Raw genomic sequence first — 26536 nt, 5'->3', positions numbered from 1 at the left:
TTGGAGGTGGGGAGAGTCGGCAGGATGGAGAAAGCGAACATTTCGGACCTCGTTTATGACTGGAACGAGGTCGAGCGAAAGGGGCGTCTCATCCCGAAGGGGTTTACCTTCTTCGACGAAACACTGCGGGATGGGATCCAGAATCCGTCGGTGATCGATCCATGCATCGAGGACAAGCTCGTCCTCGTGCACCTGATGGACGACCTCGGCATCGCCGCGGCCGACATCGGGCTTCCGGGCGCCTCCAAGCGCGCCTTCGATCATTGTCTGCGCATCTGCAAAGAGATCGTCGACAACAAGTTGAAGCTCCAGGTGGCCTGCGCGGGGCGCACGGTGACGAGCGACATCACGCCGATGATCGAGCTCTCGCAGCGCGCCGGCATCCCCATCGAGGTCTACGCCTTCATCGGCTCGAGCCCCATCCGCCAGTACACCGAGGAGTGGGACGTCTCGCTCATCGCCAAGCGCAGCTGCGAAGCCATCGACGTGGCGGTCAAGGCGGGCCTGCCGGTCGCCTATGTGACCGAGGACACCACGCGCTCGCGGCCCGAGGTGCTCACCACCTTGTTCCGCGCGGCCATCGACCACGGCGCCACGCGCATCTGCCTGGCCGACACCGTGGGGCATGCCACGCCGGACGGGGTGCACAACCTGATTCGCTTCACGAAGGACGTGATCATCGGCTTGGGCGCCACCAACATCGGCATCGACTGGCATGGCCACAACGATCGCGGCTTCGCCCTGGAGAACGCCATCTGGGCGCTGGAGTTCGGGGCCGATCGGGTGCACGCGACCGCGCTGGGCATCGGCGAGCGGGTGGGCAACGTGGCCATGGAGCTCCTGCTCATGAACATGAAGCTGCTCGGCCAGCTGGGCGACCAAGATCTGACCAAGCTGCTCGAGTACGTCGAAACCGCCGCGTCCGCTCTCGGGTGGCACATTCCCATCAACTATCCGCTGGTCGGCCGCGACGCCTTCCGCACGGCCACCGGCGTGCACGCGGCGGCCATCACCAAGGCGCTGAACAAAGGCGACGATTGGCTGGCGGACCGCATTTACAGCGGTGTCCCCGCGGGGGCCTTCGGGCGTTCGCAAGAGATCTGCATCGGTTTCATGAGCGGCGCCTCCAACGTGAATCACTGGCTCCGCAAGCGCGGCATTGACGGCTCGGAGAAACTCGTCCAAGAGATCCTCGCGGCGGCCAAGTCGCAGGATCACATCATGACGGACGAAGAGGTCTTCAAGGTCATCGCGCGCGTCAACAGCGAAAACGGCAGCACCGTCGTTGGCGGCGAAGCACCCCGAAAGATCGCGTCGTCGTCGTAAACCGTTCTCGCGAGCTTTCATGCCTCTGGATCGAGCAGCGTTCGCGGCGCACGTCGCCGCGGGTTACAACCAAGTTCCGCTGGTGGTCGCCACCGACCGAGGCGCGCTCGGGCCCGTGGATCTCCTGCGCGCGCTGCCCGAAGAGCATCGCTTTTTGCTCGAGAGCACGCGCGTCTCGGAGGAGGGCCGCTACTCCATCCTGGGCGCGGAGCCCTTCGCGACCTTTCGCGCCAAGGGCCCCCGCTACTGGATCGGCGGGCGCGCGTTCGAGGGCGATCCCATCGCCGCGTTGAAGAGCGTGATGCAGCAGTGGCGCGGGCTCCGACTGCCCGGGATGCCGCTCTTCTCGGGCGGCGCCGTGGGCTTCTTCGGCTATGGCGCGAGCCGGTATTTCCAGGGTCTGCCGCCGCACCCCCACGACGATCTGGGGGTGGCGGACATCGCGTTTCACTTCGTCGACGCGTTCTTTGCGTTCGATCACGGAGCGGATCGCATCCTCGCGATCGCCACCGGCGACGACTACGATGCGTGCCAGAGGCGGGTGGATTCGCTGCTCGAGGTGATCGAGCGCGCGCGGCGGAGGTCGCGTTCGGCGGGTGCGCTGGCCGCGCCGGGCTCGCCGGCGGTGCGCGCGGGCGAGGCGTGGCGGCCGTCGGCGGCGTACACGTCGAACTTCACCAAAGAGGAGTACCTGGGCGCCGTCGCGCGAATTCAGTCGTACATCCGCACGGGCGATACCTACCAAGTGAACCTGTCGCAGCGGCTCGAAGCGGAGTACGGCGGCGGGGGGCTCGATTTGTACGAGACGTTGTCGCGCATCGATCCCGTGCATTTTGCAAGTTATTTTGCGTGGGGCGATCTGGAGATCGTGAGCGCCTCCCCCGAGCGCCTGGTGCGCGTGGAAGGTGGAAGGGCCTTCACCCGCCCCATCGCCGGGACGCGAAGGCGCGGCGGCGACGAGGAGAACGCGCGCTTCCTCCACGAGCTGCGCACGTGTGAAAAAGAGCTCTCCGAGCACGTGATGCTCGTCGACCTCGCGCGCAACGATCTCGGGAGGGTCTGCCGCTTCGGCAGCGTTCACGTCTCGAAGCTCATGGAGATCGCGAACTACGCGCACGTGATGCACATCGAGTCGGAGGTGGTGGGCGACGTGGCCCCGGAGATGGGCCTGATCGACGTCACGGCGTCCCTCTTCCCGGGCGGGACCATCACCGGCGTGCCCAAGATCCGCACCATGGAAATCATCGCCGAGCTGGAGCCGCACGCCCGCGGGCTCTACACCGGATCCATCGGATATCTCTCGTTTGCCGGGGAGATGGATCTGAACATCGCGATCCGCACCATCGTGCTCAAAGACCGGCGCGCCTATGTGCAAGTGGGCGGCGGGGTGGTCATCGACTCCGATCCGGAGCGCGAGTTCAAAGAGACGTTGAACAAAGCGCGCTCCTTGCTGCTCGCGCTCGGCCAAGCGGGCGCGCAGGCGCAGGCCGCGGCGGGCGCGCCCGCTAAACCAGCAGCGCGATCCGCTTGGCCAGCGCCAAGCCCAGAAGCCCCGCAACGAAGCACCCCACCAAGGTGACCCCCAAGTTGGCGGCGCCCGTGAGCCAGGCGGGCTGACGAAGCAGATGGGTCGTCTCCTGGTTGAAGCTCGAGTACGTCGTAAAGCCGCCAAGAAACCCCGTCGCCAAGGTCAGGCGCAAGGTGGGCGGGATCAGCGCGGTCGACAGCGCCAGCTCGGCGATGAACGACATGAGAAAGCAGCCCGCCACATTCACGAGCAGGGTGCCGTACGGAAAGCCCGTCCCCAAGGTCTTCGCCGCCCAGAGGCCCACCACGTAGCGGGCCACCGTTCCGAGTCCGCCTGCAAATCCGACGAGGAGTACCTGTGCCATCCTAGGTTGACCGGGGCTCGGGCTGCACCATACCTTGGAGGCTGGGGGTCTGCTCGAATTTCGTACGACGGCGAGCTCGCGCCCGCACACCGATCCAAGGAGATTTGGGATGGTCGCACCGGCTCTTCGCATCATTTCGCTCCTGCCCTCGGCCACCGAGATGGTCTGCGCGGTGGGGGCCGCCGCCGAGCTCGTGGGCATCTCGCACGAGTGCGATTATCCCGAGGAGATCCGCGATCGCCCGGTGCTCACCGCCGCGCGCATCTCGCCCCTCGGCACCAGCCGCGCGATTGACGCGGCCGTCCGCGCGGTGGTCCACGAGGCGCTGAGCATCTACGCGGTGGACGAGCGAACCCTGGGGGAGCTCGCGCCCGACGTGATCGTCACCCAAGATTTGTGCGAAGTGTGCGCCGTGTCGCTCGACGACGTGCGCAGCGCGGTGGCGCGACTCGCCCATCGCGACAGCGTTCGCATCGTGAGCCTGAGCCCGACCCGCCTCGAGCACGTGTGGGGCGACATCCAAACGGTGGCGAGCGCGCTCGGCCGCCCCCAGCGCGGCGCCGAGGTGCGGGCCGAGCTCGAGGCGCGTGTTCGTGCGATCGCGGAGCGCGCTGCGATGGCGACGTCGCGCCCGCGGGTGGTGTCGATCGAGTGGCTCGATCCGATCATGCTCGGCGGGACGTGGATGCCGGAGCTGATCGCGCTCGCGGGTGGAACGCCGGTGGGGGCGAGCGCGGGGCAGCCGGCGCCCACGGTGACGGCGGAGGCGCTCGCGAAGCTCGAGCCCGATGTCGTGGTGGTCAAGCCGTGCGGGTTTACCTTGGCGCGGACGATGGAGGAGCGCGGCATCATCGAGGAGACGATCGCCGGGGCGGTCTCGGCGGCGGGCTCGCGCATTTACGTGTCGGATGGAAATGCGTTCTTCAACCGCCCCGGCCCGCGCCTGGTCGAATCGCTGGAAATCATGGCGGCGTGCGTGCACCCGGAGCTGTTCGAAGACTTCGCCGTCAAGCACACCGCCGCGCTGCACGCGCTCCCTCTGCGCTGAGCGCGGGCGCCCCCGCTACCAAGAAATGGCGCCCGCCTGGTTCAACAGCGACTGGTACCACGGGGCCCAAGGCGTATTCGTCGCGGGGTAGTTCGCGAGCGGCTCGGTGGCGCGGCTCGCATCGTCGAAATCCCAGCCGCGCACGATCCGGCCCTCGCGGCGCCCCGCGGTGATGAACGCCGCGTTGCTCGCGTTCGACGCATGGAACCACGCCCCTTCGCGGAGCTCGGCGCTGTCGCCGGGCTGGAACTCCACGAAGGCCCACTGCGGATAACGAATGCGATCGCCCGAGATCCGGTCCGTCGTATAGCGAAGCGTCTCGGGCGGCGAAGCGCCATCGGCGCCCGTCCACACCGAGACGCGCTTCGTGCCGTGGCTCGCGGTGGCCACGTCGAAGCGCGGATCGGAGGTGCGGCCATGGGTCGCGCCATTCCAAGCCACGCGCAACGTCGCGGTGTTCAACGTACCCTCCCAGTCCCAATTCTGCTCGTTCGCCTGGCTGCGATGAACCTCGCGAACCTCGGCGCCGGCCGGATCGACGAAGCGCACCGTCGGCAGCACGCCGAGGTCGTACGGGCGGCTCGGCGACCACGCGATCTCCCCATCCGACCCCAGACGACCGACGTGGTACCAGAGGGTCGAGCTATGCTCGGCCTGGTGCACCTCGACGAGGAAGCCTTGGTCGTTGAGCGCCACCGCCGGGGTCTTCCCGGTGTCGTACCGGCCGTGCCGGCGCCATGTCACGCGCCCATCGGCCTCGTACTGCCCCGTCCAATACCAGAGCGTACCGCTGCCCGAATCGTGCACCTCGACCACCTGCCCGCGACCGTTGATCGCCACCGCGGGATGGTGCCCCACATCGCGCTTGTACGCGGCCCGCGAGCCGCCGTCGCCCGAGAGCAATGTCAGGATCCGGCCGCGCAGCTCGCCGATGGTTGGGAACGGCGCGGCGAGGTCTTTGGCGAAGAGCCATGGAGCACCCAAGGTGGAGCGCATATCCTCGTTGAGCGCCGCCAAGTTCCCCTCGGCGAACGAGGCGTTGTCCGTGAAATCGCCCTTCACGTCGAGCATCACCATCAGCGGCGCATGATCCGGATGCAGGCGCGACCACGCACCGATGGGCGCCAGCCAATCGCGCAGCTTGTTCGTCGCGGGATTGCCCCCGCCGTGATCCACCGCGTCGCCGGGCGCGTTGTGCCCAATCGAATAATCGCGCGCGCTCGCGAACCCGAGATCGTACACATCGAGCTCCAGAAACCGCACACCGCGATCGAGCTGCCCGAGGATCGGCCCTTTCGCGCCCTCGACATCGCCCGAATAACTGTTGTGCGTGGCCCGAAAGATGGCCGAGGCCAACGGGACATCGTCTTGGTCGTGCGCGACGAGCGGCATCTCCGCGCGCACCGGCTCGCGGCCTTCGAGCTCCGCGTCCTCCGCTTCCTTCCATGCGTCGGGATCCGCCGCGCTGCAGGCGACCGCAGCGAGAACGGGGAGCCAAATCGTCGCGGCCCGAAGGGTCACCGGGTTGAGCATGCGCACGAGCGTATCCTCGGGCGCCCGCGAGCTACGTGACAGTGCGGTTTCGGCTCGTCGAAATCTGCGGTTGCTCGGCCGCACACACGCGCATTCACAATGCGCGATTTTGCGCGGCCCAGAAATGTTGTACACCGCGACTCATGAGCCGCATTTATCGATCGTTGCCCCCCGCTGGAACCCGCATCGGCCTTGCCTTCTCGGGTGGCCTCGATACGCGGGCCGCCGTTGCATGGATGTCACGGCAAGGACTCGAGGTGTACGCCTACACGGCCGACCTCGCGCAGCCGGACGAAAAGAACCCCAACGATATTCCCCCCATCGCCACCGAGCATGGCGCGAAGGCGGCTCGGATCATCGACTGCCGCGAGGCTTTGGTGCGCGAAGGGCTCATCGCGATTCAGTGTGGCGCCTTTCATCTGTCGGTCGGCGGAAAGAAGTACTTCAACACCACCCCGCTCGGACGTGTGGCCACCACCACCGCCATCGTGCGCGCCATGCGCGAAGACGGGGTGAACGTGTTCGGCGATGGCAGCACACACAAGGGCAACGACATCCAGCGCTTTTACCGTTACGGGATCCTCGTCAATCCCGGCCTGCACATCTACAAGCCCTGGCTCGACCCGGCCTTCGTGTCGGCCTTCGGCGGCCGCAAAGAGATGAGCGAGTACCTGGTCTCCTTGGGCCTCCCGTACAAAATGGGCACCGAGAAAGCCTACTCGACCGACGCCAATGTGCTCGGCGCCACCCACGAGGCCAAGGATCTGGAGCGCCTCGACGTGGGCATGAACATCGTGGAGCCCATCATGGGCGTCGCGCACTGGAAGAAGGACGTCGCCATCGAGACCGAGCGGGTCACCCTCGAGTTCGAGGCCGGCCTCCCGGTGGCCGTGAACGGACAGCGCTACGGCTCGGCCTACGAGCTATTTGCATTGTGCAATCAAATCGGCGGCCGCCACGGGCTCGGCATGAGCGACCAGATCGAGAACCGGGTCATCGACGCCAAGAGCCGCGGCATTTACGAGGCGCCTGGAATGGCGCTTTTGCACATCGGCTACGAGCGGCTGCTTTCGGCCATCCACAACGAGTCGAGCACCGATCAATACGTCACGCACGGACGGCGCCTCGGCCGTCTCTTGTACGAGGGCAAGTGGTTCGACCCCGAGGCCATGATGATCAAGGACTCGCTCACCCGATGGATCGCGCCCACCATCACGGGCAAGGTCATTTTGGAGCTTCGCCGCGGCGACGACTACTCCATCCTGGAGACGCAGGCTCCGTACATGGCCTACGATCCGGACAAGCTCTCGATGGAAAAGGTCGAGAGCGCGTTCACGCCCGAGGACCGCATCGGCGCGCTGGAGATGCAGAACCTCAACATCGCCGACAACCGCGCGCTGCTCCTGCGCTGGATGCAGGCCGTGCAAGGGCTGCCTGCCGGAGAGAGCAGCAAGGTCGTCGCGCTCTTGAGCAACGGCGACACGAACGACGAGAAGTGATGTAGCAAATGGGGCAAGTCCGGATTACGGTCCACGTACGATGCTGGACTTGCCCCTTCCGAGACCCCTCCCCCACAACGAACCGGTACTGTCGTATGCGTCAGGCTCGCCCGAACGCGCTGCGTTGAAGGCTCGCCTCGCCAGCATGGCGAAGGAGCAGCCCGATGTGCCGCATGTGGTAGCCGGCAACGAGCTGCGGGATGGAGCGCCTTACGAGGTCCGCGCCCCGCACGATCACAGCCTCCTTCTCGCCACCTGCCACGATGGCGGCGCAGCCATCGCCACCAAGGCGATCGACGCCGCGCTGGCCGCGGCCCCCGGCTGGGCGGCCACCCCGTTCGAAGAGCGCCTGCGCATTTTCACGCGCGCGGCCGAGCTGCTCGCGGGGCCGTGGCGCCCGGTTCTCAACGCCGCCACCATGCTGGGCCAGAGCAAAACGGCCTATCAAGCGGAGATCGATGCGGCGTGCGAGCTCATCGATTTTCTGCGCTTCAACGTGGCGTACGCTTCGCGGCTGGTCGAGCAGCCCATCTCGCCCCCCGGCATCTCCAACACCCTCGAGCTTCGTCCGCTCGAAGGGTTCATCCTCGCCATCACGCCGTTCAACTTCACGGCCATCGCGGGCAACCTCCCCTCGGCGTGCGCGCTCATGGGCAATGTGGTCGTCTGGAAGCCGGCAGAGAACCAGAGCCTCGCCGCCTACCACACCATGCGCCTCTTCGAGGCCGCCGGTCTGCCGCCCGGCGTCATCAATGTCGTCTACGGCAACGGCGCCACCGTGGCCGGAACGTGCCTGGCGCGGCCCGAGCTCGCGGGCGTTCATTTCACGGGGTCGACCACCGTCTTTCAATCGATCTGGCGCACCGTCGGCGAGAACGTGGCGCGCTATCGAACCTACCCGCGCCTCGTGGGCGAAACCGGCGGAAAGGACTTCGTCTTCGCGCACACGTCGGCCGAAATCGAAGCGCTCGCCGTCGGCCTCGTCCGCGGCGCCTTCGAGTACCAAGGGCAAAAGTGCTCGGCCGCATCGCGCGCGTACATTCCGCGCTCCATCTGGCCGAAGGTGCGCGATCTCGCGGTCGACCACATCAAACAAATCCGCATGGGCGATGTCACGGACTTCCGCAACCTGATGGGCGCCGTGATCAACGAGCGCGCCTGGACCCGCCTGTCCGGCTGGCGCGAGCGCCTCGCCGGCGATCCCAAGGCGAAGATCCTCACCGGCGACGGTTGGTCGCGCGAAAAGGGTTGGTTCGCCGGGCCCACCTTGGTCGAGCTCTCCGATCCGGCGCACCCGCTGCTCGCCGAAGAGCTCTTCGGACCGGTGCTCGGCGTCTACGTCTACGACGACTCCACCGAGTCCGGGGTCGATGCGGCGCTCGATCTCGTGGACCGCACCAGCCCTTACGGCCTCACCGGCGCCGTGTTTGCGCGCGATCGCGCGGCGGTGGCCAAGGCCGGGGCGCGGCTTCGTCAGGCGGCCGGGAACTTCTATGTGAACGATAAGCCCACCGGCGCCGTCGTCGGACAACAGCCGTTCGGCGGCTCGCGCGCGTCGGGCACCAACGACAAGGCGGGCAGCGCGTACAACCTCCTGCGCTGGGCGAGCCCGCGGGTCATCAAAGAGACGTTCGTGCCGCCGACCGCCGTCGGCTACCCGTCGATGCTCGAGGAGTGAGCCAAGCGTCGACCGTCGTACGGCCGGCCCCGTGGCATCTCGCCGCGGGGCCGCGCGCGTTTGTGCGCCCTCGGTTTCGGCTCATGGCGAGGTCGCCCCAAGGACGGCTCCGACGCCTCGTTCGCGAGGACGACGCCCTTATTTGCGACGGCGACATCCTCGAACGCACCGGGTCGTTTTGATACGCTACGGAGCCTCGAGGACCGATGGATCCGACTCCGACCGCGCGGGAAGACCATGCGAATCGTACGTCGCCGCGAGCGGAGGCGGCGCCGCGTCTCGCGGAGGGTACGCTGTTCGCCGAACGTTACCGGATCGATGGAGTGCTCGGACAGGGAGGTATGGGTGAGGTTTACCGCGCGTACGATCGAACGTTCGAGCGCCGCGTCGCGCTCAAGGTGGTGCGGGTCGGGGCGTCCGAAATCGTCGGCGATCGCGAGACCGCAAAGCGCCGTCTTCTGAACGAAGCGCGTCTGGTTTCGGCGCTCGAGCATCCGCACATCGTGGCCATCTACGACGCCGGCGAGAGCGCGGGGCTCCCCTATTTGGTTCTGGAGCTTTGCGAGGGTGGCAATCTTCGGCACGCCATGCGGCAGGGGGCCAGCCAAGCCGATCGCTTGCGATGGCTCACCCAGATCGCGGAGGCGCTCGCGCATGCCCACGAGCACGGGATCATTCATCGCGACGTGAAGCCCGAGAACGTGCTCTTGACGGCCGAGGGAACCGCGAAGGTCGCGGATTTCGGGATCGCAAAGGCCCTGAGCAAGAGCCGCTCGGACGACAGCACGACACTGGGCATCGTGGGCACCCCGCGCTACATGGCGCCGGAGCAGCTTTTTGGCGGCAGCATCGATGCGCGCATCGATCAGTTCGCGTGGGGAATCGTCGCGTGCGAGCTCTTGTCCGACGTGCACCCGCGCGCCGGCGACGCCGACGAAGACGCCGCCAGCGCGGTCACCATCGCCCCCCGCGTGCCCAGGCACCTGCATCGGGTGTTCGCGCGCGCGATGGACACCCACCCACGCAAACGCTATCCCCATTTCCGCGCCCTGCTCGAGGATCTGCGCGAGCTTCCTCGGCGCCGCACATGGCCCGCCATCCTGGGTGCAGTCGCCGGCGTGGCCCTCGTCGGCGCGGTCCTCGCGGGTTGGCTCGGACGCGGCGCGCGCAACGAGCACGCGGACCAGGCAACTCGGTCGCCCGTCGCGACGGACGCTCCCCTCCCCTTCGACGCAGCCAAGACGGATGCCGCCATCGTCGCCCGCTGCGCGCCGCCCGCGCGGCACCATCTCGCTGCGGGTCTGCAGTTGTGGCGGGACGCCTCGCTTTGGGAAGCCGCCGCCCGATTCGACGATGCGACCAAGGCCGATCCGGAGTGCGCCTCCGCCAGCGTTTATTATCTGATCACCGCGAACCGCGCCATCCCAAGGCGACGCGAGCACTTTCGCCTGGCGCGCGAGCAACGCACGAAGCTCGGCGCGCGCGAACGGCTCTTTCTGGACGTTCTGGAGCCGACCATCACCGACATGCCCGACGATGGAGAGGTGCTGCGTCGAACGGACGCCCTGCGCAAGCGCCTCCCGACCGATCTCGACGCACAGATCCTCCATCAGTACATGCTCTACCGCCTCGATCGATTCGACGAGGTGCTCGCGCAAGTCGACCAGACCGCCGCCCTCGCAGAGGCCCCCATCCCCCTCAACGAGCTCTTGGCGGCGCTGGTGCATCTTCGAAAGCGCGATCCCTCGGCCGCCCTCGATCGATTTCGCCGTTGCCTCGTGTCGGCCCCCGATTCGGGCGAGTGCCTCTTGCGACGGAGCCATCTCTTCGCGTCGCAAGGCCGCTGCGCCGAGGCGCAGAACGAGCTCCGTCACTTGACCTCCGTGATGCCCCACAACGCGCGGGCGCAGTTCGATCTGGCGAACGTGCTCTTGGTCTCGACCCATGACGCGATGGCCGCGCGCACCGCGTTCGAAGAGCGCGTGCGCCTCTATCCGCTCGACGCCTTCGCGTTCGATCCGACCGCCGAGGCCGCGCGCCTCGCCGACGAATACCGCATGGCCACCGTGAGCGGCGATCTCGCGAAGGCGCTCCATTTCGCGCGAACGTGGAACGATGAGACGAGCCACTCGAACGGCGGGAGGTACCGCTACGACGCGTTGTGGGAGCTGATCGAGCTTCTGCGCGAGCTGGGCTCCGTGGACCAGGCGCGCGCCCTCGCGCGAAGAGGGCTGCGCGAACATCGCTCTTGGGCCGCCGATCCCATGCAAGACGTGGAGATCGGTCTCGCCCGATCGGCCTACCTCACCGGCGCCATCGACGCGCGCGAGTACCGCACCCTTCGCGACGCATGGATCCCGCGCCGGCCTCGCTCGCCCGTCGAGACGTGGCTCGGCGGCTTCGCGGGCCTGCCCGAGATCGGCGCCGAGATGGCGCCGCCGCTCGCCCCCGGGGAGCTCGTGGAGGACGCGCTCACCATGGTGACCTCGCCGCGCAACGTGCTCGGCGCCGCCGCGGAGCTGCTCCGCGTCGGACGCGTGAACGATGCGATCCAACACGCCGATGCGATCGCGCAGAGCTGCCTCGTGTACTCGCCCATGGCGTACCTCCAAGCGCGGCTCGCCTCGGCCAAAGCGCACGAGGCGGCTCACGACGTCGCGGGCGCGTGCACGCGCTACGCGGCTTTGCGCGATCTGCTCGCGAAGAGCCCGCGGAGCACGTCCCTGCGCTTCGCCGTCGAGCGGCTCCACGCCCTCTCGTGCCGCGAGCTCTAGCGCGCTACGCACGGATTCGTGCAGCGTCCGTAGGCGAGGCGCCTAGGAGTCGAAGTACCGTTTCTGCGCCGGCGCGCGGTATTTCGAATCGACGTCGTGCGAATCGGAATCGAGCGCACAACGGATGCTCTTGGCTCGATCGCGGTCCGCGGTTCGTTCCCACATCCTTTCGAACCAGCGCCCGAGCGGCGCGCACGGGCGCATGGGTGCTAAATTCGAAGGCGAACCGGCATGCCCCTGACCGCGCGCTCCCAACTTTTGAACCAGCTGCTTCCGGCGCTCCGGGCCGGTGTTCGCGCGGCGCGCTTGCAACGGGCCCACGCGGACGACGCCCTTCAGCAAAGCTTGGTCGCGCTGATCCCGCACCTGGAGCGGCTCTCGACCATGCCCGAGCGGGAGAGCGCGGCGTACGCCTATGTCGTGGGATCGCGAACGGCGATGGCGCTGCGAAAGCGGCTCGGCATCGAGGGGGCGCGCGGAACGGACGAAGAGGTGGCCGCGTGGGACCGCGAAATCGCCCGAAGGAGCGTGACCCCCGAGCACGTGATGCAAGCCGGCGAGGGGATCGAGCAGGCCAAGCGTGTGTTCAGCGAGTTTGCCACCCAGGACCAGCGCCTCATGGAGGCGGTCGGCGACCAAGGGCTATCCGAGCGCGAGGCGGCGCGGGAGCTCGGAATTTCGCGCGGGAACGTGGCCTACCGCCTGCGGCGTGCGCGCGCTGCCCTTGCACGCGCTTGGTTCGGGACAACGTCCTGGGTCCGAGGCAGGCGCGGCTAACTTGGGCCGTGCCTCCGTTTTCGTGATCTTTGGGGGGCGCCACCGCACATCGTCGCTTTCCATTGGACGGGGAACGGTCGTACCCTGCGGGCCGCATGAAGAAGATCGTCCTCGGCGACAACGCGGAGGTGCTGCCGACATTACCTGAGGGCTTTGCACGACTCATCTACATCGACCCACCCTTTAACACGGGTGAGCCGCAGAAACGCGACCGCATTCGGGTGGTGGCCACCGATGGGGCCGGCGATCGCGGAGGATTCGGCGGGCGGCGCTATGCGGTGTCGAAGATCGAGAGCGGCTGGTATGCCGACGACTTCGGCGACTTCGAGGCCTTTTTGATGCAGCGCATCGAGCTCTCGCTGCGCTGCCTCGCGCCCAACGGCTCGATCTTCGTCCACCTCGATTACCGCGAGGTCCACTACATCAAGGTCGCCCTCGATCGGCTTCTGGGGCGAAAGAGCTTCAAGAACGAGATCATCTGGGCCTACGACTTCGGCGGACGGCCGCGCAATCGGTGGCCCTCGAAGCACGATACGATCCTCTGGTACACGAAGAACCCGGACGACTACGTCTTCCACTTCGACGAGATGGATCGCATCCCCTACATGGCGCCGGGTCTCGTCTCCAAGGAGAAAGCCGAACGCGGCAAGACGCCGACCGATGTGTGGTGGCACACGATCGTCCCCACGGCGGGGCGCGAGAAGACGGGGTATCCGACCCAGAAGCCGCTGGGGGTTCTCAATCGCATCATCAAGGTTCACTCGAGCCCCGGCGATATCGTGCTCGATTTCTTCGCGGGGAGCGGGACCACGGCGGAAGCGGCCGCCCGTCACGATCGCGGGTTCGTTCTCGTCGACAGCAACCCCGAAGCCGTGCAAATCGCGGCTGCGCGCCTCGCGGTGTACGAGCCGGAGTGTGTCGGGTTCTCCGTTCCCGTTCCCGCCGCGGGGGGTGCGGCGACCGTTTCGAGCGATGCGGCCTTGGCGGAGGCCGTCGCCGTGGCCGCGGCGGTATCGGGCGATACGGCCTTGGCGGAAGTCGCAGGCGACGCGGCGCTATCCGACGATGCGACCTTGACGGAGCCGCCCATCGACGCGACGGCGGCATCCGACGATGCGACCGTCGCGAAAACGCCAGTCGACGTGCCGGTAGCATCCGACGATATGACCGGCGCGAAAACGCCTATCGACGCGACGGCGGCATCCGACGATATGACCGGCGCGAAAACGCCTATCGACGCGACGGCGGCATCCGACGATGCGACCGTCGCGGAGACGCCTCTCGACGCAGCGCCCCTATCCGAAGAGGCGATCGTGGCGGAGACGCCGGCGCCGATATCCGAAGATGCGGCCGCGCCGATACCGGCATGTCCCAAAGCCCGACTCGCCGCCGAAGCATGGACGTCGGGCGCGGCCGCCGACGATTCCGTCATTTCTCGACCAGACCCCGAATCGTGAGCAGAAACGCCCGCCGAAAGCTCGCTCAGCGAGCCATCGCAGCAAAGAGCTCCACCAGGTAAACGTTCCCGGATTCGTCGGTGGCGGTGCCAAACCCCACCGCATCGTACGCGGGCTTCACCATCACGGAGAAGTGCGAGGGGCTCTTCTCGAGCGCGAGCTGCGCGCCCGCGAGACTCGATGCCTGGGCAACATTCTCCGCGCCGCTCACCACGTCGATGCCCGCACGCGCAAGGCGCCCCTCCGGCGGGCCATCGCCCGCGTCGTGCGCGACCATGTGGCTCGCGAGGGCGCGCTCGGCATGCGCTTGGGCCACGCGATCGAGCGCACCGCTCCGAACGAGCGCCCCAACACCGGCGTTTTTCCGGAGCTCGTTGAGCCGATCGAGCACACCGGAGACGCCTTGGCCATTCGTCCACACGCCACCCGCGGGCTCCCAACGCGGCTCGACACCGGCGAAGACGCTCGCCTCGAGCGCCGGCCGCGGCCCCCCTTCGACATTCACGACGAGCTGAATCATGTACTCACCGGGCTGCCCAATGGGAACCTGCGCGTTCACCACGCCGCGCTCGCACGCCATCGGGCTCTTGCCGACCGCCCCCGATGGCGCCCGCACGACCAACGCACAATCCTTCGCTGGCACCAGCAAACGCGCGCGAAAATCGACCGCGCTCCCCGGCTGAACGCGGATCGGCACCGGATCCAAATCCGCCAGCGCTTCGGTGGCCACGACGAGGAGCTCGTCGGGATGCGACGACGCCGCCACACCGCACCGCAATGTCCCCGGGGTCGGGGAAGACGCGAGCCAACCCTTCAACGCTCGAACGTTGCCCTCGTCCTCCAGGCCGCTCCCCGCGATCTTCCACACGCGTGGCCACACATGCGGCTCGCCATGCATGCGCTGAAGGGTGCCCGCCTGGGCCGCTGCTTGCGCCCCGGAAAGATGGCGGGTCAACAGGGTACGCGCCACGGCCATCAAGCGCTCATCCGGCTGCCCACACATCGAAAGATAACGTCGCTCCATCGAGCTCATCGCCGCCGTACCGCCAAAGCTCGGCGAAGCGGTATACGCCGCGCGCTCCTCCGCGAACGACGGACGCGCGCCCAACGCAAGCATCGTCCACGGAAAGACAAGGCCCCATTTCGTAAGAATGCGACACGTCATCGCTCGAATCCTCTACGTACTCACCGGCTCGGATCTTCCCAATCGGCAAGATGCAACTCGGGTACCGCCCTCGAAGCCGCGCGATCGTCGCGTACCGTACACCCCAAAGCCGCCACACACCGTCACGATGGCACGCGAAGCCAGCATACGCGACATCCTGTCATGGCGGTCATGGAACGGCGCACGAAGCGCCTCCGGCGCGCGTCCTAGGCCGCCGGTCGAAGGTGTTCGTCGAGGGCCGCGCGCAGCGCCTGGCACGCACGATGGCGCCGGAGCTTCGCGGCATTGACGCTGATGCCGAGCATTCGAGCGATGGTTCGCGTCGACGCGCCCTGTTCCTTGATCAACGCAATGATGATGCGCTGGGTCTTCGGAAGTTGCGATACGGCGCCATCCACGATCCGAACACGACGCTCCGAATCGAGCCGCTCGTCGGCATCGCGCGAAGGAGACGCGAGCTCATCGAACCAATTCGGATCCGCAACCATCTCCGAGCGAATCCGGAAATGGTCGATGAGCGCCCTGCGCGCCAGCCAATACGCCCACCGCAAAACATCGCTCCCCATGACGAAGCGCCCGCGCGTCACATACAATTGCATCCACGTCTGCTGAACCAAATCTTCGGCAAGCACCGAATCCCGCGCACGACGCGAGATATACCGAAACAAACGCGGCGTGAGCTGAGCATAGAGCTCCCCAAAGGCCTTCTCGCCGCCAATCCATCGATCCATCGCCAACCGCCTGCAAATCCATTCCCCCGCGTCCCAATTGCCAAGTGAAGCGCTCGCGCTTCGCCGCCCACGTTGGCAAGCCAGGAAACGACTGTCAATTCGGCCCCTCTTAATTGAACCGTGTAAGTCTCTTAATTCTCGCCTGCATCTAAGTGCATATTGCACATATTTTGTCGCACCGAACGGCGAAGGCGACGGCAACCGCCACCCAGGCACCGACCGCGGTCACCGTCACTTCTCCGACACTCCCCCACAGCCGCCCAAGCCCCCCGCTTCCACACGTACCTCGGTCCGGGCGCGCTCCGAATCGTCGGCATAATTCTGGTATACGTGATGTAAACTTGCCCAATGACGACGCGGCGCACCCGATGGTCCTTCTTCATGGCGCTCGCCATGGGAAGCGCTGCTTGCGGAACGCTCCTCGGTGACGTTCCGGACGGTCGACTGGAGCCCGATCCCGATGGCGGCTCGCCCCCCTCGCTCACCCCCGATGGCTCCGCGGCGGAGTCCGGGGATGGGGCCCCGAGCGGTCCCCCGGGATGGATTTGCGTCCTTCGAAACGGCGTCGTTCTCGATCTGGCGGTGGACGACGACAGCATTTACTGGCTCCGCCGTGGGCAGGATCACGCGGTCGAAGCGTGTCCGAAGGGCGGCGGCAACGTTCGAACCCTCGCGACCCTCCCGGCCTCCGCCACCCCGCCCGAGGCGATCGCCCTCTCGGACAAGTACGTATTCTGGAGCATCGGCGACGATGTCTGGCGCGGAGACAAGAAGAACGGGCTCGAAGATACGGCGCCCTGGAAGAGTCCCGGCCAGGCGGGTCCCCTCGCCTCCGCGAACGGGTACCTCATCGCGGGGACGCACGCGGGGCATATTTACATTTACTCCGTAAATACCGGCACGCAGACCGCCCACCTGACCGGACAAGGGAATGTGCGCAACATGGCGATCGATGGCGCGACCGATACCATTTACTACTCCATGCGGGGCTCCAACGACATTCGGGTGTCGCGGGGCAGCGGCTCGGGAAACCCCACGACCTTCGCCACCACCACCGCCCCCTTCTTTCTCACCTTCGACCAAAATGCCCTGTACTGGGCCGCCACCGCCACCGGCGGCACGATCGTCGAGTTCCAATGTTTGAACGGGTGCGCGCGCCGCACCCTCGCCAGCGCGCCCGGAGATTTTACCTCGCTTGCCGTCCAGAGCGGCGGTGTCTATTGGACAGTCAACGAACAGGACACCGCAAAACTCCGGGGGTGCTCCAATCGCAATAACCCAACCGCGACCTGCCCCGACGGGACCAGCCACGATCCACCGCTCTGGACCGGCAAGGCGAATGTCTCCCGAATCGCCCTCGACGCCAGCGATATCTATTTAGCCGCCACCTTCGGCGCGGACACCTACATCATCAAGCGCCCCCGATAGCGCCGCGCGTTTCGCGTTACGAAAAAGACGGCACACACCGAATTTGCGTCGCCGGAATGGAGGGGTTCGTGCCGATCGCGGAAGCGCACGATCCGCCCGCGCGCACCGAGGCGCCGCGCCGCCGAAAGCGGAGGTCGGGCTTTGCCTCGGCGTTCGGCGTGGAAACCGGCACGCTCGTCCACATTGCCCTGGCGGCGGCTCGCGCTCCGCCGCACCTATCGCTACGGATCCTTGGCTGCACACGACGAGAGCGGGTCCGCCGCGGTCGGCGTGAAGACCGGCACGCTCGTCCACATTGCCTTGGCGGCGGCTCGCGCTCCGCCGCACCTATCGCTACGGATCCATGGCTGCACACGACGAGAGCGGGTCCGCCGCGGTCGGCGTGAAGACCGGTACGCTCGTCCACATTGCCCTGGCGGCGGCTCGCGCTCCGCCGCACCTATCGCTACGGATCCATGGCTGCACACGACGAGAGCGGGACGTTGGCGGCGCCCGATCCCGCGTTGGTCACCGTGTTGTTGGTGCAGACCACATTGCCCGCGCTGCTGCTGCCGTCCTTGGCGATTTTGAATCCGAATCCCGAGGCGCGCACGTCGGCCGTGTTGCCGCTGAAGACATTGTCGCGCCCCCACCCTTCCGCCACGATATGCGTCTGAAAACCATCGAGCAGCGCGCTGGTGCCTCGGTTGCCAACGATGCGGTACCCGTTGCCTTTGACGTCAATCCAGCTGTCTGCATAGTTCGCGCCGGTCTGGCCGGCACCATCGAAGACGTTTCCCCGAACCTCGCCCCCGGTGGTGCCCTCCTTTAGATCGAGGTGCTCGGCGCGGACATCCGGTCCGATGCGATTGCCGATGGCTTTGTTCCGGTCGCTGCGATCGGGCTGACCATTCGGCCAGTTGCTGACGGCTTGCCCAAAGTAGATGCCCTCCCCATATCCCGGCTCGCGCAGCCCGGTGTCGCTTATTTCCGAATTTTGCACGACGTTGTCGGTGCTGTTGTCGCGAAAGTGGATGGCCTCGTCGCCAATGTGGTGCACCCGCACCTTATCGATGATCGTATCGTGGGCGCCGAGCGCCATGATGCCCTTCTGCCCATTGGTCACGGTAAATCCGATCAGCCTCCAATGGTCGGCCTGGAGCTGCACGGTACGTCCATTGGACGTGCCCTGCCCGTCGATCACGGCCGCGCGCGATCCCGTGAGGACGATGGGCGCGGACCCCGTGCCGCTACGGTTGATTGTAAAACGTCCAGGGTAGGTGCCATCGGCCATCCGGATCTCGTCCCCCGGCACGGCGCTCCGCAATGCCGCGGTAAGCTGGCTCGCCGTGCTGACATGGATGATGCGTGTCGTCGATCCAGCAACACCGGTGATGGCGGTCATGGAGACCGCGGTGGCCAGGATGAAAATCGAGCGAAGTCGTCGAATGTGCATGGTCCTTGTTCCTCGAATGCTCCGCGACGTGGATGTGCGTTTCGAATCGGCCCGGACGAAGCATTGCATTAATGACACCGGTGTCAACGCACAAAATCCTGTCATTGCGGCTGGGATGACGCGGGTGCGCCCTGCGCGAGCGCGAGCAGATGTGTGCCAATGACACGCCGTGGGCTCTTGGTTTGGGGTGGGTCGCGGAACCCCTTCCACCGTCTCGAATGGTCCCTAAGATGCAAGAGCAGCGCACGATGGTGGAGCTCCGGCTCCGGAAAGGAGACGAACATTTGAAACCTGGCGCGATGTGGGGTGTTTGCATTCTGGGATCGGCTCTCACCGCGTTTTCGCCCCGCGAGGCGCGGGCGGATGGTGCCCCGACCGCCCTTTGCTCGCGGACTGACGCTACGCGTTGGGGGCTCGCGGCGGTCGAATATGGGCAACAATTCGTGGTGCGCTGCGACGATCGGCGCGCGCCCTTCTTCTATGATGGCCCCGCGTGCGCGCAAATCGTGGGTATGAGCTTCGACATTCACCGCGACAATTGGGCATCGAATTATTTGAACTACGATGATCCCAGCGATCCCTCCAACGCGGGCCTCCTGACCCACCAGCGTTACATCTCACTGCAGCTCGCCGATCCCACGGCCTACAAGGCGCTGGGCCTGTTGAAGGCCTACCAGGTCACCGGCCAGCGCGCGTTCCTCGAGCGCTTCCGGCGGGACTTTCTCCAGAGCATCTTGGACAAACAGCTCCCCAGCGGACCGTTGAACCTCGGCGCCGTCCATACATTTCAAGCTGCCTTTGCACCCGATCCCCAACGCGACGTCACCCTCGATGCCACGGGCGGCTTCGCCAACTCGGCCACCCTCGACGCCGGCGCCGACACGACCCTCGGCACCTCGGACGATGTGCTCACCTGGCGCTGGAACGGCCACGCCGGCTTCAACTTCGCCGCGCTCGCCGAGGTCTTGCTCCTCTACGTGCAAATCACGGGCGATGCGCGCGTGCTCCCGGCGGTCGATCGCGCGGGGCGGTTCCTCGTGCGGCTCGAGCACCGCGACCTATCGGGCCAAGGCGACGGGAGCTGGTCGTACGGCGTGGCACCTGCCAATGGCTACCCCGATCGCATGACCACGGCCATCTTGGGCCTCACCGCGTGGCGCCTCTCGAAGCTCGGCACCTTGCCGAACGCCGCGCAGTTTCGCGCGGCGGCGAACCGCGCGGCCGCATGGCTCGAAAAGCAATCGGCATCGGGCATCGACGTCGTCGCGGCCGGCGCCGAAATCCAACTTCGCGTCGCGGCGGGGCAAACGGCGGGCGCGGCCAAGGTCGCGGACGCGCTGCTCGCGCGCATGACCACCCCGGCGAATGTCGCGTGGGGCGATCATCGGTATGCGCAAGACGCGCACGCGTTGGGCGGGATCGCCAGCCCGTGGAGCACGGGCAGCTTTCAGTCACCGTGGTTCGCGACCTACAATGTCGCGGGCTTGCTCGAGCTGTCGCGGGCCACGGGCGACGCGCACTACACCGACGCCGCCGCGCTCCTCGTCCGCTGGCTCGGGGACAAAGTGACCATCGCGCAGCGCGATCGAGGCGACGTGGTGGTGCAAGATCTCCGCGGCGGGCTCGCGCACATTCGCGGTGGGAGCTACTGGGGCCTCTTGCCCGAGACGTACGAGCCCAACGCGGGCACCTACGTCGATTCCACCGGCGCCGTGCTCCCCACCGTACCGAATTCGATCCTCGGCTGGATCGCCACGCCGCCCATTCCGCTCACCTTGCGCCCGAATTCATGGCTCGAGCAGCGCACGGGCATCGATTTCGAGCGCCTGCTGGCGCAGCACGTTCAATACGATTCGTATTACGCGCACATCAGCCAAGTATATCCGTGGAATGGATGGACCAGCACACCGCACGATCTGGGCGAGGTGGCGCCGTCGATCAACCCGCTCCTCGCCGACGACGCGGCCCTGGCGCTGCTCGACTTCGCGGGGCGGAATTGATCGATTCGTTCGAGTCGGAGGCTCACCCCTTGACGTCGATGCGCTCGCGCCAGGTTTCCCAGAGTGGGGGCATGCCGGGGTGGCGATCGAGGTCGCGCGCGATACCCAAGTGGGCGCGAATCCATTCGCGCCCGATGAAATTGTTCGAGTGATACGTGAGCATCTCCAGCGGGTAGCGCGACCCCGCCCCTTTGGGGCAAGCCAAGCGCGCATCGCACCGGGTGCTGCATCGATTGGACTCCGCGTGAAAGGCGCTGCATCGATCGACGTCCCACGTGCCCCGAGACAATGCGTTTCCAGGGCACGCGGTGATGCATGGCGCCGGGCAGCCGTCGCAGACGCTGGGCCCCGGCCGATGCACGTGCAACGGGAGGTCGAACGAGACGAAGCAGGCCGCGCGAAGGGCCATCCAAGGACCGTGCTCGCGATGCATCAAGAGGCGCAGACGCCCATCGGTGCCGAGGCCGGCGAGGAGGCCGAGCACGCGAAAGTCCAAGTGCACGAGCTCGTGCGAGGCCGCGTAGATCCACCGGCGCGGCGCGTCCCCGAGGCGTGAATCCGCGTCCGAGATGGTCCGTTTGACGAACGCCTCCAGCGGGTGCGGCTCGTCGGTCAGGTGGTTCGGCGCCCTCGCGAGATCGGCGAGGAGCGCGTCCCAGAGCGCGCGCCCGCCATTGCCGACCACGACGATCGCGCGCGTGCCGGGTGCCACGGTCGCCGCACGGCGCGAGGGCGCGACCTCGGCATCGTAGGCGGCCGGATCGGCCACGCCGAGCACGTCGAGGCCCGCGGGGCGAAGGTGGGACGCGAGATCATCGAGCCACTGGCGGGCGCTCGCGGGATCGGGTGAAAGGACCATGCGCTACGCCACGCTACCACACGCGACCAAGAGCACGGCGCCTCATGGACCTTTTCGACGACGAACGAGGCGCGCGCCCTCGAGCACGCCGAGCACCTCTTGGGCCTCGGCCAGGGTGATCGCCGGGACGGCGCGGCGCAAATCCGAAGCATCGAACGACGTCCCCGTCGCGCGCTCATTGACCCATCGGCACGCGTCGACCCACGGAAGACGCATATCGCGTGGAGCCATGGTCGTGGTCGCCATTGGGTATTCGTGCGACAATACCGTCACGCGGGCCATCGCATTTTCGGGGTCCACGGACTCGGTGGCAAATGTCACCCGCGCGCACCGGACGAAGCGCGTATTCTCGTGCACGGCGCTGGGCTGAACCCGCGGAACGACGATGTCCTCCGGAACCCATTGCGCGACCTTCTCGCGAAGCGACGCGAGGAGCTCGCCCGCGCGCTCGCGCGAAGACGGATCGTCGAGACCAATGCCGTAATCGCTCCGCCTCCAGCGCTCATCGCGCGCCAGCTCACCGATCAGCGCCCTCACCACCACGTCGAGCCAGATGGGCGGGGTCACGACCACGTGCACGGATACCGACTCTTCCTCCGAGACCGTCTCGTGCCAATACCCGCGAGGTACATGCAAAAGCGCACCCGGCTCCATCGTGTACGACACGGTCGTGTCCACGTCCTTCGGCGGCGCGCCGGGCGCATACGGGCGCATCTCCGGCGCGACCGGATCGAGCGGCGTCCAATTGCGCAGCGGCGCCGGCGCGAAGGTATTCGGCCCCAGCCGCCATGTCTTGCTGCCCGTAAGCTGCACGATCACGTTATCCATCGAATCGAAGTGCACCAATGTCCGCGCGTGCGCCCGATTGCAAAAGAATTGGCACTTCACGAACGGCGCCGGAACCCCGAGCGCCGCGGCCACCTCGGCTTCGAATTCGCGGAACTCGGCGAGCTCCTGGAAATACAGCGCCATGCCCGCATCGTAGAATCGACGCGCGTCCGCCGGTTTCTGCTGGACGGCGCCGTGCAAACCGTCCAGCTGGTGAAACCAGACCTTCACCATGGGATCGCGGAGCTTCAGGAGATCGTCGGCGGAGTGGACGTCAAGGTCGCGTTTGAGCCTCTCCGCGAGGGCCGCTCGGGGCGGAACGAACAACGGGCTCTCGCCCATGATGCGCTTCCGAAACTCGTGGAAGTCCAGCGGCTCGAACCAACTCGAGAAAGATAGGCGATCGTCCAAGGCTCCACCTCCGTGTAAGACATGCGAGAAGCAACGACCCGATGCTCGCACTTCGAGCGGCCACGAAGGGTATCCGGCTGGCGCTGCAGGATCCAGAGCGATCCGGTGGCGCCATCCTTACCAACCCTGGACCTTCTCGCTTACATCCGATTTGGATGCACCAAGAACGGTTCCGATGTCACCCGCGGGTCGCGCGATATCGCTGAAGGGTCATGGTCGCAGCATTGCGAACGCCACGAGCACGGTCGGTTTGGGCAATGTCGTCGAGCAGTCCCTCGAGCCCGGGATCGCGATCGAGCTCCCGCGCCAATACCTGCACGGCCATCATGCGAACATCCTCCTCGAGGTCCGCTTTGGCGAGCCCGGCCACCGTTTGCACCGCAGGTTCTCCTAGAATCCGCAGTCCCAAGGATCGCAGCGCCTCCGCGCGAACGGCGCTCGCGCTGTCATTCGCCGCGACGCGAACGAGGAGATCTTCCGCCTCACCGGCCGCCACGAACCGCAATGACGCAGCGCCGGCCGCACGCACCTGCGGATCGGAGTCGGCAAGCGCCTCGCGCGCCACGTCGAGGACGTCTTGGGAGCCGGTGTTTCCCAACGCGAGCAATGCGGTGGTCCGCTCCTCGCCGCCGGTCGCCGATCGATACGCCGCAACTTCGCTCTTTACGACGGCTCGCGCCTGCGGCGTGTTGGGATCGGCGCCCTGGCCAGCGAGAGACGCACGCGCGAAGCGTGCCGTGCTCCGCACCTCGTCGTCGCCTTTGGCGCTCACGATGTCGTCGAGGACCTTCATCGTCTCCGCGGTGGGCTTCTTTACGAACCCCATCGCGCCGAGGAGCGCGTGCTCCTTCGCACGTTTTCCATCCGAGGCCCGAAGGGCGGAGACGAGCGCCGCTTGGGACTCGGGAGTGCCGGCAGATGCAAGCGCGGCGGCGACTCGTTGGAACCGCGCGGCGTTGGGATCGTCCATCGCGGTGAGCGCGCGACGCGCTTGGTCGCAACTCTCCGGGTGAAGAAAGAAGAGCGCCTTCATCTTCAAATAAGTCTTCGTCGGCTCCACGTCGGAATTTCGAGCCGACAGCGTTCTCCAATCATCGCTGCCGAGCTCCTTTTCTTGCATGTTCCGCTCGAGCCGCGCGTCGACATCGCTCGCGGCGAGATCGCTGGCGGGCGAACCGGCGGCCGCAGCGCCCTCGAGCGCGCGCGCACGCATGGCGAGCTCACTCTCGGAGAGGGTCCTCTTTTCGACGTGCGCCAGAACGAGTCGTGCCTTGGTCTCTCCAATCCGGCGACTGCCAACTTTGAGCACCAACGCGACGGCCACGTCGGCGCCCTCGACGGCACCGTCCGCGCGGCTCACGCGAAACTCCGACGCGCGTTCGTCGATCTGCTCGACCCGAGGCCGCATGACCTCACCGTGAAGTCGTCCAGCCTCCCCGCTCGGACGGAGGGATTTGGTCAAGGTGACCCGATCTCCCTGAACCGCCTTCACCGTGTAGCTCGCGTCGAAGGCGCCGTTCATCGTCTCCTCGCGCGCGGTCCACGTCTTCGCGTCCGCCATCGGCTCGGGCGCCCCCGCGCCGGCCGACACCGAGCCCGGGAGGGTCACCTGCCCCAAGGCCAGCATCTCGCGCACCAGGTTCCGCCCTTTGTCCGGCATCGACTCCGGAAATCGAATGCTCTTCGTATGTCCGAGCGCATCGCGCGTGACGAAGGTTTCGCCCGCAAGGAGCGCGGACATGGGCCCGTCACCGTTCTCGGTTTGGACGGAGAACGTCCCGGTCGGATTTTCGAACGAGAGGCTCACCGTATGCTCGGTATCGCTGCTCGCGATGCATGCGACCGCGAGCTTTCCATCGACCTTGGCGCGCACGGATTGTTCCGGCTTCGAGCCGCCCTGGTCCCCACCGAGGCCGAACGCGGGATCGAGCAATTTCCCCTCGCTCGAGTACGATAGGGTATGGATGCGCGCTTCGCCGGGCGCGCAGTGAAATGACAGCGACACGGCGGAACGAGCGCGGAGCATGGGGACGAAAAGGGCCACGGCCCCCACTGCAACGGCAGTGAGGACCGCACCGAGCACGACGCGCTTCTTGGTTACGACGTGATCCATTTTCGAAGCTCTTGGAGGTAGGTGGTGATGTTGCCGTCGATCCCCTGCGCGAGGGACGCGACGCGCGCGCGCTCGGTCAACACCTGGGTGGCCTTCGGACCATTCATGTCTTCGGCCGCGGCCTTCATGACCTCGTGGAGGCGTGCATTCGACTTGTTCTCCATCTCCACCAGGCGCAGCTCCTGATTTTGAGCTTGGATCTCCATCACGTCCTCCGCGGTCACGTCCCCGTCGGCGCGCACCCCGGTTGGCGTCCACACGTATTTGAAGTGGAAGATGTCCCAGGTCTTGTTGAACCCCTCCCACGACCAAATGGTCCAGTTTCCGCGCCACTCGTCGATGAGATAGTCGATGTAGGCGTAGGCCGAGAATTTGCCCGAGAGCGCCGAGAGCTTGTTGCTCGCCGACAAATCGAGCTCGAGCTTCGGTTGGTCGACGAACTCGAAGCTCGCGTCGCCTTTCAACGTCAATTGGTCGTCGATGAGGACCAAATCCGCCTCCACGCCAGCACCCGCGATCCCGATGTCGACCCCCACTTGCGCGTAGGCATCGGCCTTTGCGAACGGTCCGGCGAAGCCCCCCACCGCCGTGGGCGCAATGTCGAAGCCATATCCGACTCCAGCCTCCCCTCTGAACCCGACGCGCCCCTTGCATGGCACGGGGCCAATGGCGAAGCGCCACTCCAGGCCTTTGTCGACCCCCCAGGACTTTCGATCGTTGTGGTGAAGAAACTTCGTCTGTCCGCCCTCGAATTTGGGAGACCAGATCGTCTGGCCCACCAATCGAACCTCGAGCTTGAGGGACGTATCGATATCCTTGCCGCTCTGCGCGAGCGCGCTCGCGCTCGCCACCTCTCCGTCCCACAGCCCGAGGAAGCCGGCGAAGAACTTCCCATACGCGTCGGCCGCCGTGATCTCGCGGCTGCCCTTGATCCCGACGCTGGCCTCACCCGCGACCCAGAACGTCTTCTTGCTCCCCTCCTCGAAGTTCCACGTCCGCCGCTTCATGACGTCCTTCGGCTGCACCCGCGCGGCCTGCGGAACGGGCGTCGTGAACGGCGGTGGATTCGGCAGGTTGACCTTGACGGCGTCGCTGTTCGCTTTGTGCGCGAGCTCGTCGTAGGTCGGGATCTTGTCTCGATACCGTTGCCATTTGGCTTCGAGCGCCTTCTTTCGCGCCTCCAGGTCCCAAGGCTTCGGTGGATTCTTGTCGAGATCTTTCTCGATCGCTTCTTTTTGCTTCTGCAGGAGCGCGAGGCACTCATCGAGATCCTGAAGCGTAAACGCACCGGACTCGCGGAGCGTGTAACCCCAAGCATTCAACTTCTGCTCGAGATCGTTGATTTGATCGAAGAACTGGGACGCGAGCATCTTCTTCCCAGGCGCGACCTCGATCTCCTCGTTGGGCAGGTATTTCTGGCCCGTCTTCGGGTGCTGGAGCGGGAATGGCTTGAACGCGATGGGATCACGCTTGTTGTAGACGATGTCCTTGCACTCGAAGTCCGCACGGGCTTCGGAGGATCCGGCGATCATCGCGGCCGCGAGGGTAAGCGCCGTGACGGTGAATTTGAATCGATTCATGG

19 protein-coding genes are annotated in these 26536 nt (G+C 66.3%); 10 read left to right on the top strand and 9 right to left on the bottom strand.

Features of this window, described 5'->3' with window-relative positions:
- Positions 1-24: 24 nt before the first annotated feature.
- Positions 25-1326: a LeuA family protein gene (locus LZC94_03315; protein WXB16309.1), complete on the top strand. Its 1302-nt coding sequence runs from the start codon at positions 25-27 to the stop codon at positions 1324-1326.
- 19 nt (positions 1327-1345) lie between these two features.
- Positions 1346-2905 (top strand): anthranilate synthase component I family protein, encoded by a 1560-nt coding sequence (locus LZC94_03310; protein WXB16308.1) that lies wholly within the window; start codon positions 1346-1348, stop codon positions 2903-2905.
- Here the strand turns inward: LZC94_03310 and crcB are convergent.
- Entirely contained in the window at positions 2832-3218 is a 387-nt protein-coding gene (gene crcB, locus LZC94_03305) for a fluoride efflux transporter CrcB (GenBank protein WXB16307.1), read from the bottom strand. The two genes, LZC94_03310 and crcB, sit on opposite strands and share 74 nt — an antisense overlap.
- Before the next feature lie 109 nt (positions 3219-3327).
- Between crcB and LZC94_03300 the strand changes: the two genes are divergently transcribed.
- Positions 3328-4266 (top strand): ABC transporter substrate-binding protein, encoded by a 939-nt coding sequence (locus tag LZC94_03300; protein WXB16306.1) that lies wholly within the window; start codon positions 3328-3330, stop codon positions 4264-4266.
- A 15-nt stretch (positions 4267-4281) separates the two neighbouring features.
- Here LZC94_03300 and LZC94_03295 read toward each other — a convergent pair whose 3' ends face one another.
- Positions 4282-5805 carry a hypothetical protein gene (locus LZC94_03295; GenBank protein WXB16305.1) on the bottom strand — a complete coding sequence of 508 codons (1524 nt, stop codon included), beginning with the start codon at positions 5803-5805 and terminating at the stop codon, positions 4282-4284.
- A gap of 137 nt (positions 5806-5942) precedes the next feature.
- Between LZC94_03295 and argG the strand changes: the two genes are divergently transcribed.
- From argG to LZC94_03270, 5 genes are all read left to right on the top strand, one after another.
- Positions 5943-7298 (top strand): argininosuccinate synthase, encoded by a 1356-nt coding sequence (gene argG, locus LZC94_03290; protein WXB16304.1) that lies wholly within the window; start codon positions 5943-5945, stop codon positions 7296-7298.
- A gap of 40 nt (positions 7299-7338) precedes the next feature.
- Positions 7339-8976: an L-glutamate gamma-semialdehyde dehydrogenase gene (pruA, locus tag LZC94_03285; protein ID WXB16303.1), complete on the top strand. Its 1638-nt coding sequence runs from the start codon at positions 7339-7341 to the stop codon at positions 8974-8976.
- 341 nt (positions 8977-9317) lie between these two features.
- Entirely contained in the window at positions 9318-11750 is a 2433-nt protein-coding gene (locus LZC94_03280; GenBank protein WXB16302.1) for a protein kinase, read from the top strand.
- A 231-nt stretch (positions 11751-11981) separates the two neighbouring features.
- Positions 11982-12527, top strand: coding sequence for a sigma-70 family RNA polymerase sigma factor (locus tag LZC94_03275; GenBank protein WXB16301.1), 546 nt, complete (start codon positions 11982-11984; stop codon positions 12525-12527).
- Positions 12528-12622: 95 nt separating this feature from the next.
- On the top strand, positions 12623-13984 hold the full coding sequence (locus tag LZC94_03270) for a hypothetical protein (protein ID WXB16300.1): 1362 nt from the start codon (positions 12623-12625) through the stop codon (positions 13982-13984).
- Positions 13985-14009: 25 nt separating this feature from the next.
- Here LZC94_03270 and LZC94_03265 read toward each other — a convergent pair whose 3' ends face one another.
- Positions 14010-14960 (bottom strand): CAP domain-containing protein, encoded by a 951-nt coding sequence (locus LZC94_03265; protein ID WXB16299.1) that lies wholly within the window; start codon positions 14958-14960, stop codon positions 14010-14012.
- A 395-nt stretch (positions 14961-15355) separates the two neighbouring features.
- Positions 15356-15880, bottom strand: coding sequence for a sigma-70 family RNA polymerase sigma factor (locus LZC94_03260; protein ID WXB16298.1), 525 nt, complete (start codon positions 15878-15880; stop codon positions 15356-15358).
- 348 nt (positions 15881-16228) lie between these two features.
- Here LZC94_03260 and LZC94_03255 point away from each other — a divergent pair, with 348 nt between their 5' ends.
- Complete coding sequence (locus tag LZC94_03255; protein ID WXB16297.1) at positions 16229-17308, top strand: hypothetical protein; 1080 nt, start codon at positions 16229-16231, stop codon at positions 17306-17308.
- Between the two features lie 445 nt (positions 17309-17753).
- Here LZC94_03255 and LZC94_03250 read toward each other — a convergent pair whose 3' ends face one another.
- Positions 17754-18743 (bottom strand): right-handed parallel beta-helix repeat-containing protein, encoded by a 990-nt coding sequence (locus LZC94_03250; GenBank protein WXB16296.1) that lies wholly within the window; start codon positions 18741-18743, stop codon positions 17754-17756.
- Positions 18744-19186: 443 nt separating this feature from the next.
- On the opposite strand from LZC94_03250, the gene LZC94_03245 reads away from it, so the two are divergent.
- The gene (locus LZC94_03245; protein WXB16295.1) at positions 19187-20743 is read left to right on the top strand and encodes a hypothetical protein; all 1557 of its coding nucleotides are present in this window, start codon (positions 19187-19189) and stop codon (positions 20741-20743) included.
- Between the two features lie 22 nt (positions 20744-20765).
- Here the strand turns inward: LZC94_03245 and LZC94_03240 are convergent, their stop codons facing one another.
- From LZC94_03240 to LZC94_03225, 4 genes are all read right to left on the bottom strand, one after another.
- Positions 20766-21602, bottom strand: a complete 837-nt coding sequence (locus tag LZC94_03240; protein WXB16294.1) for a hypothetical protein — start codon at positions 21600-21602, stop codon at positions 20766-20768.
- A gap of 42 nt (positions 21603-21644) precedes the next feature.
- Entirely contained in the window at positions 21645-22841 is a 1197-nt protein-coding gene (locus tag LZC94_03235) for a cupin domain-containing protein (protein ID WXB16293.1), read from the bottom strand.
- A gap of 178 nt (positions 22842-23019) precedes the next feature.
- Complete coding sequence (locus tag LZC94_03230; protein WXB16292.1) at positions 23020-24954, bottom strand: HEAT repeat domain-containing protein; 1935 nt, start codon at positions 24952-24954, stop codon at positions 23020-23022.
- The gene (locus LZC94_03225; protein ID WXB16291.1) at positions 24939-26534 is read right to left on the bottom strand and encodes a hypothetical protein; all 1596 of its coding nucleotides are present in this window, start codon (positions 26532-26534) and stop codon (positions 24939-24941) included. The genes LZC94_03230 and LZC94_03225 overlap by 16 nt, the downstream gene beginning before the upstream one ends.
- Positions 26535-26536: the final 2 nt, after the last annotated feature.

The sequence above is a fragment of the Sorangiineae bacterium MSr11954 genome, from assembly GCA_037157815.1.
Lineage (GTDB): Bacteria > Myxococcota_A > Polyangia > Polyangiales > Polyangiaceae > Pendulispora > Pendulispora albinea.
Note: the sequence above shows the minus strand (reverse complement) of the source record. Positions and strands in the feature narration are given on the sequence as shown.

Bases quoted from the DNA above. Each gene is read 5' to 3' on its own strand.
- LZC94_03315 (WXB16309.1), top strand. From the start codon at position 25: ATGGAGAAAGCGAACATTTCGGACCTCGTTTATGACTGGAACGAGGTC.
- LZC94_03310 (WXB16308.1), top strand. From the start codon at position 1,346: ATGCCTCTGGATCGAGCAGCGTTCGCGGCGCACGTCGCCGCGGGTTAC.
- crcB (WXB16307.1), bottom strand. From the start codon at position 3,218: ATGGCACAGGTACTCCTCGTCGGATTTGCAGGCGGACTCGGAACGGTG.
- LZC94_03300 (WXB16306.1), top strand. From the start codon at position 3,328: ATGGTCGCACCGGCTCTTCGCATCATTTCGCTCCTGCCCTCGGCCACC.
- argG (WXB16304.1), top strand. From the start codon at position 5,943: ATGAGCCGCATTTATCGATCGTTGCCCCCCGCTGGAACCCGCATCGGC.
- pruA (WXB16303.1), top strand. From the start codon at position 7,339: ATGCTGGACTTGCCCCTTCCGAGACCCCTCCCCCACAACGAACCGGTA.
- LZC94_03280 (WXB16302.1), top strand. From the start codon at position 9,318: ATGGGTGAGGTTTACCGCGCGTACGATCGAACGTTCGAGCGCCGCGTC.
- LZC94_03275 (WXB16301.1), top strand. From the start codon at position 11,982: ATGCCCCTGACCGCGCGCTCCCAACTTTTGAACCAGCTGCTTCCGGCG.
- LZC94_03270 (WXB16300.1), top strand. From the start codon at position 12,623: ATGAAGAAGATCGTCCTCGGCGACAACGCGGAGGTGCTGCCGACATTA.
- LZC94_03265 (WXB16299.1), bottom strand. From the start codon at position 14,960: ATGGCCGTGGCGCGTACCCTGTTGACCCGCCATCTTTCCGGGGCGCAA.
- LZC94_03260 (WXB16298.1), bottom strand. From the start codon at position 15,880: ATGGATCGATGGATTGGCGGCGAGAAGGCCTTTGGGGAGCTCTATGCT.
- LZC94_03255 (WXB16297.1), top strand. From the start codon at position 16,229: ATGACGACGCGGCGCACCCGATGGTCCTTCTTCATGGCGCTCGCCATG.
- LZC94_03250 (WXB16296.1), bottom strand. From the start codon at position 18,743: ATGCACATTCGACGACTTCGCTCGATTTTCATCCTGGCCACCGCGGTC.
- LZC94_03240 (WXB16294.1), bottom strand. From the start codon at position 21,602: ATGGTCCTTTCACCCGATCCCGCGAGCGCCCGCCAGTGGCTCGATGAT.
- LZC94_03230 (WXB16292.1), bottom strand. From the start codon at position 24,954: ATGGATCACGTCGTAACCAAGAAGCGCGTCGTGCTCGGTGCGGTCCTC.
- LZC94_03225 (WXB16291.1), bottom strand. From the start codon at position 26,534: ATGAATCGATTCAAATTCACCGTCACGGCGCTTACCCTCGCGGCCGCG.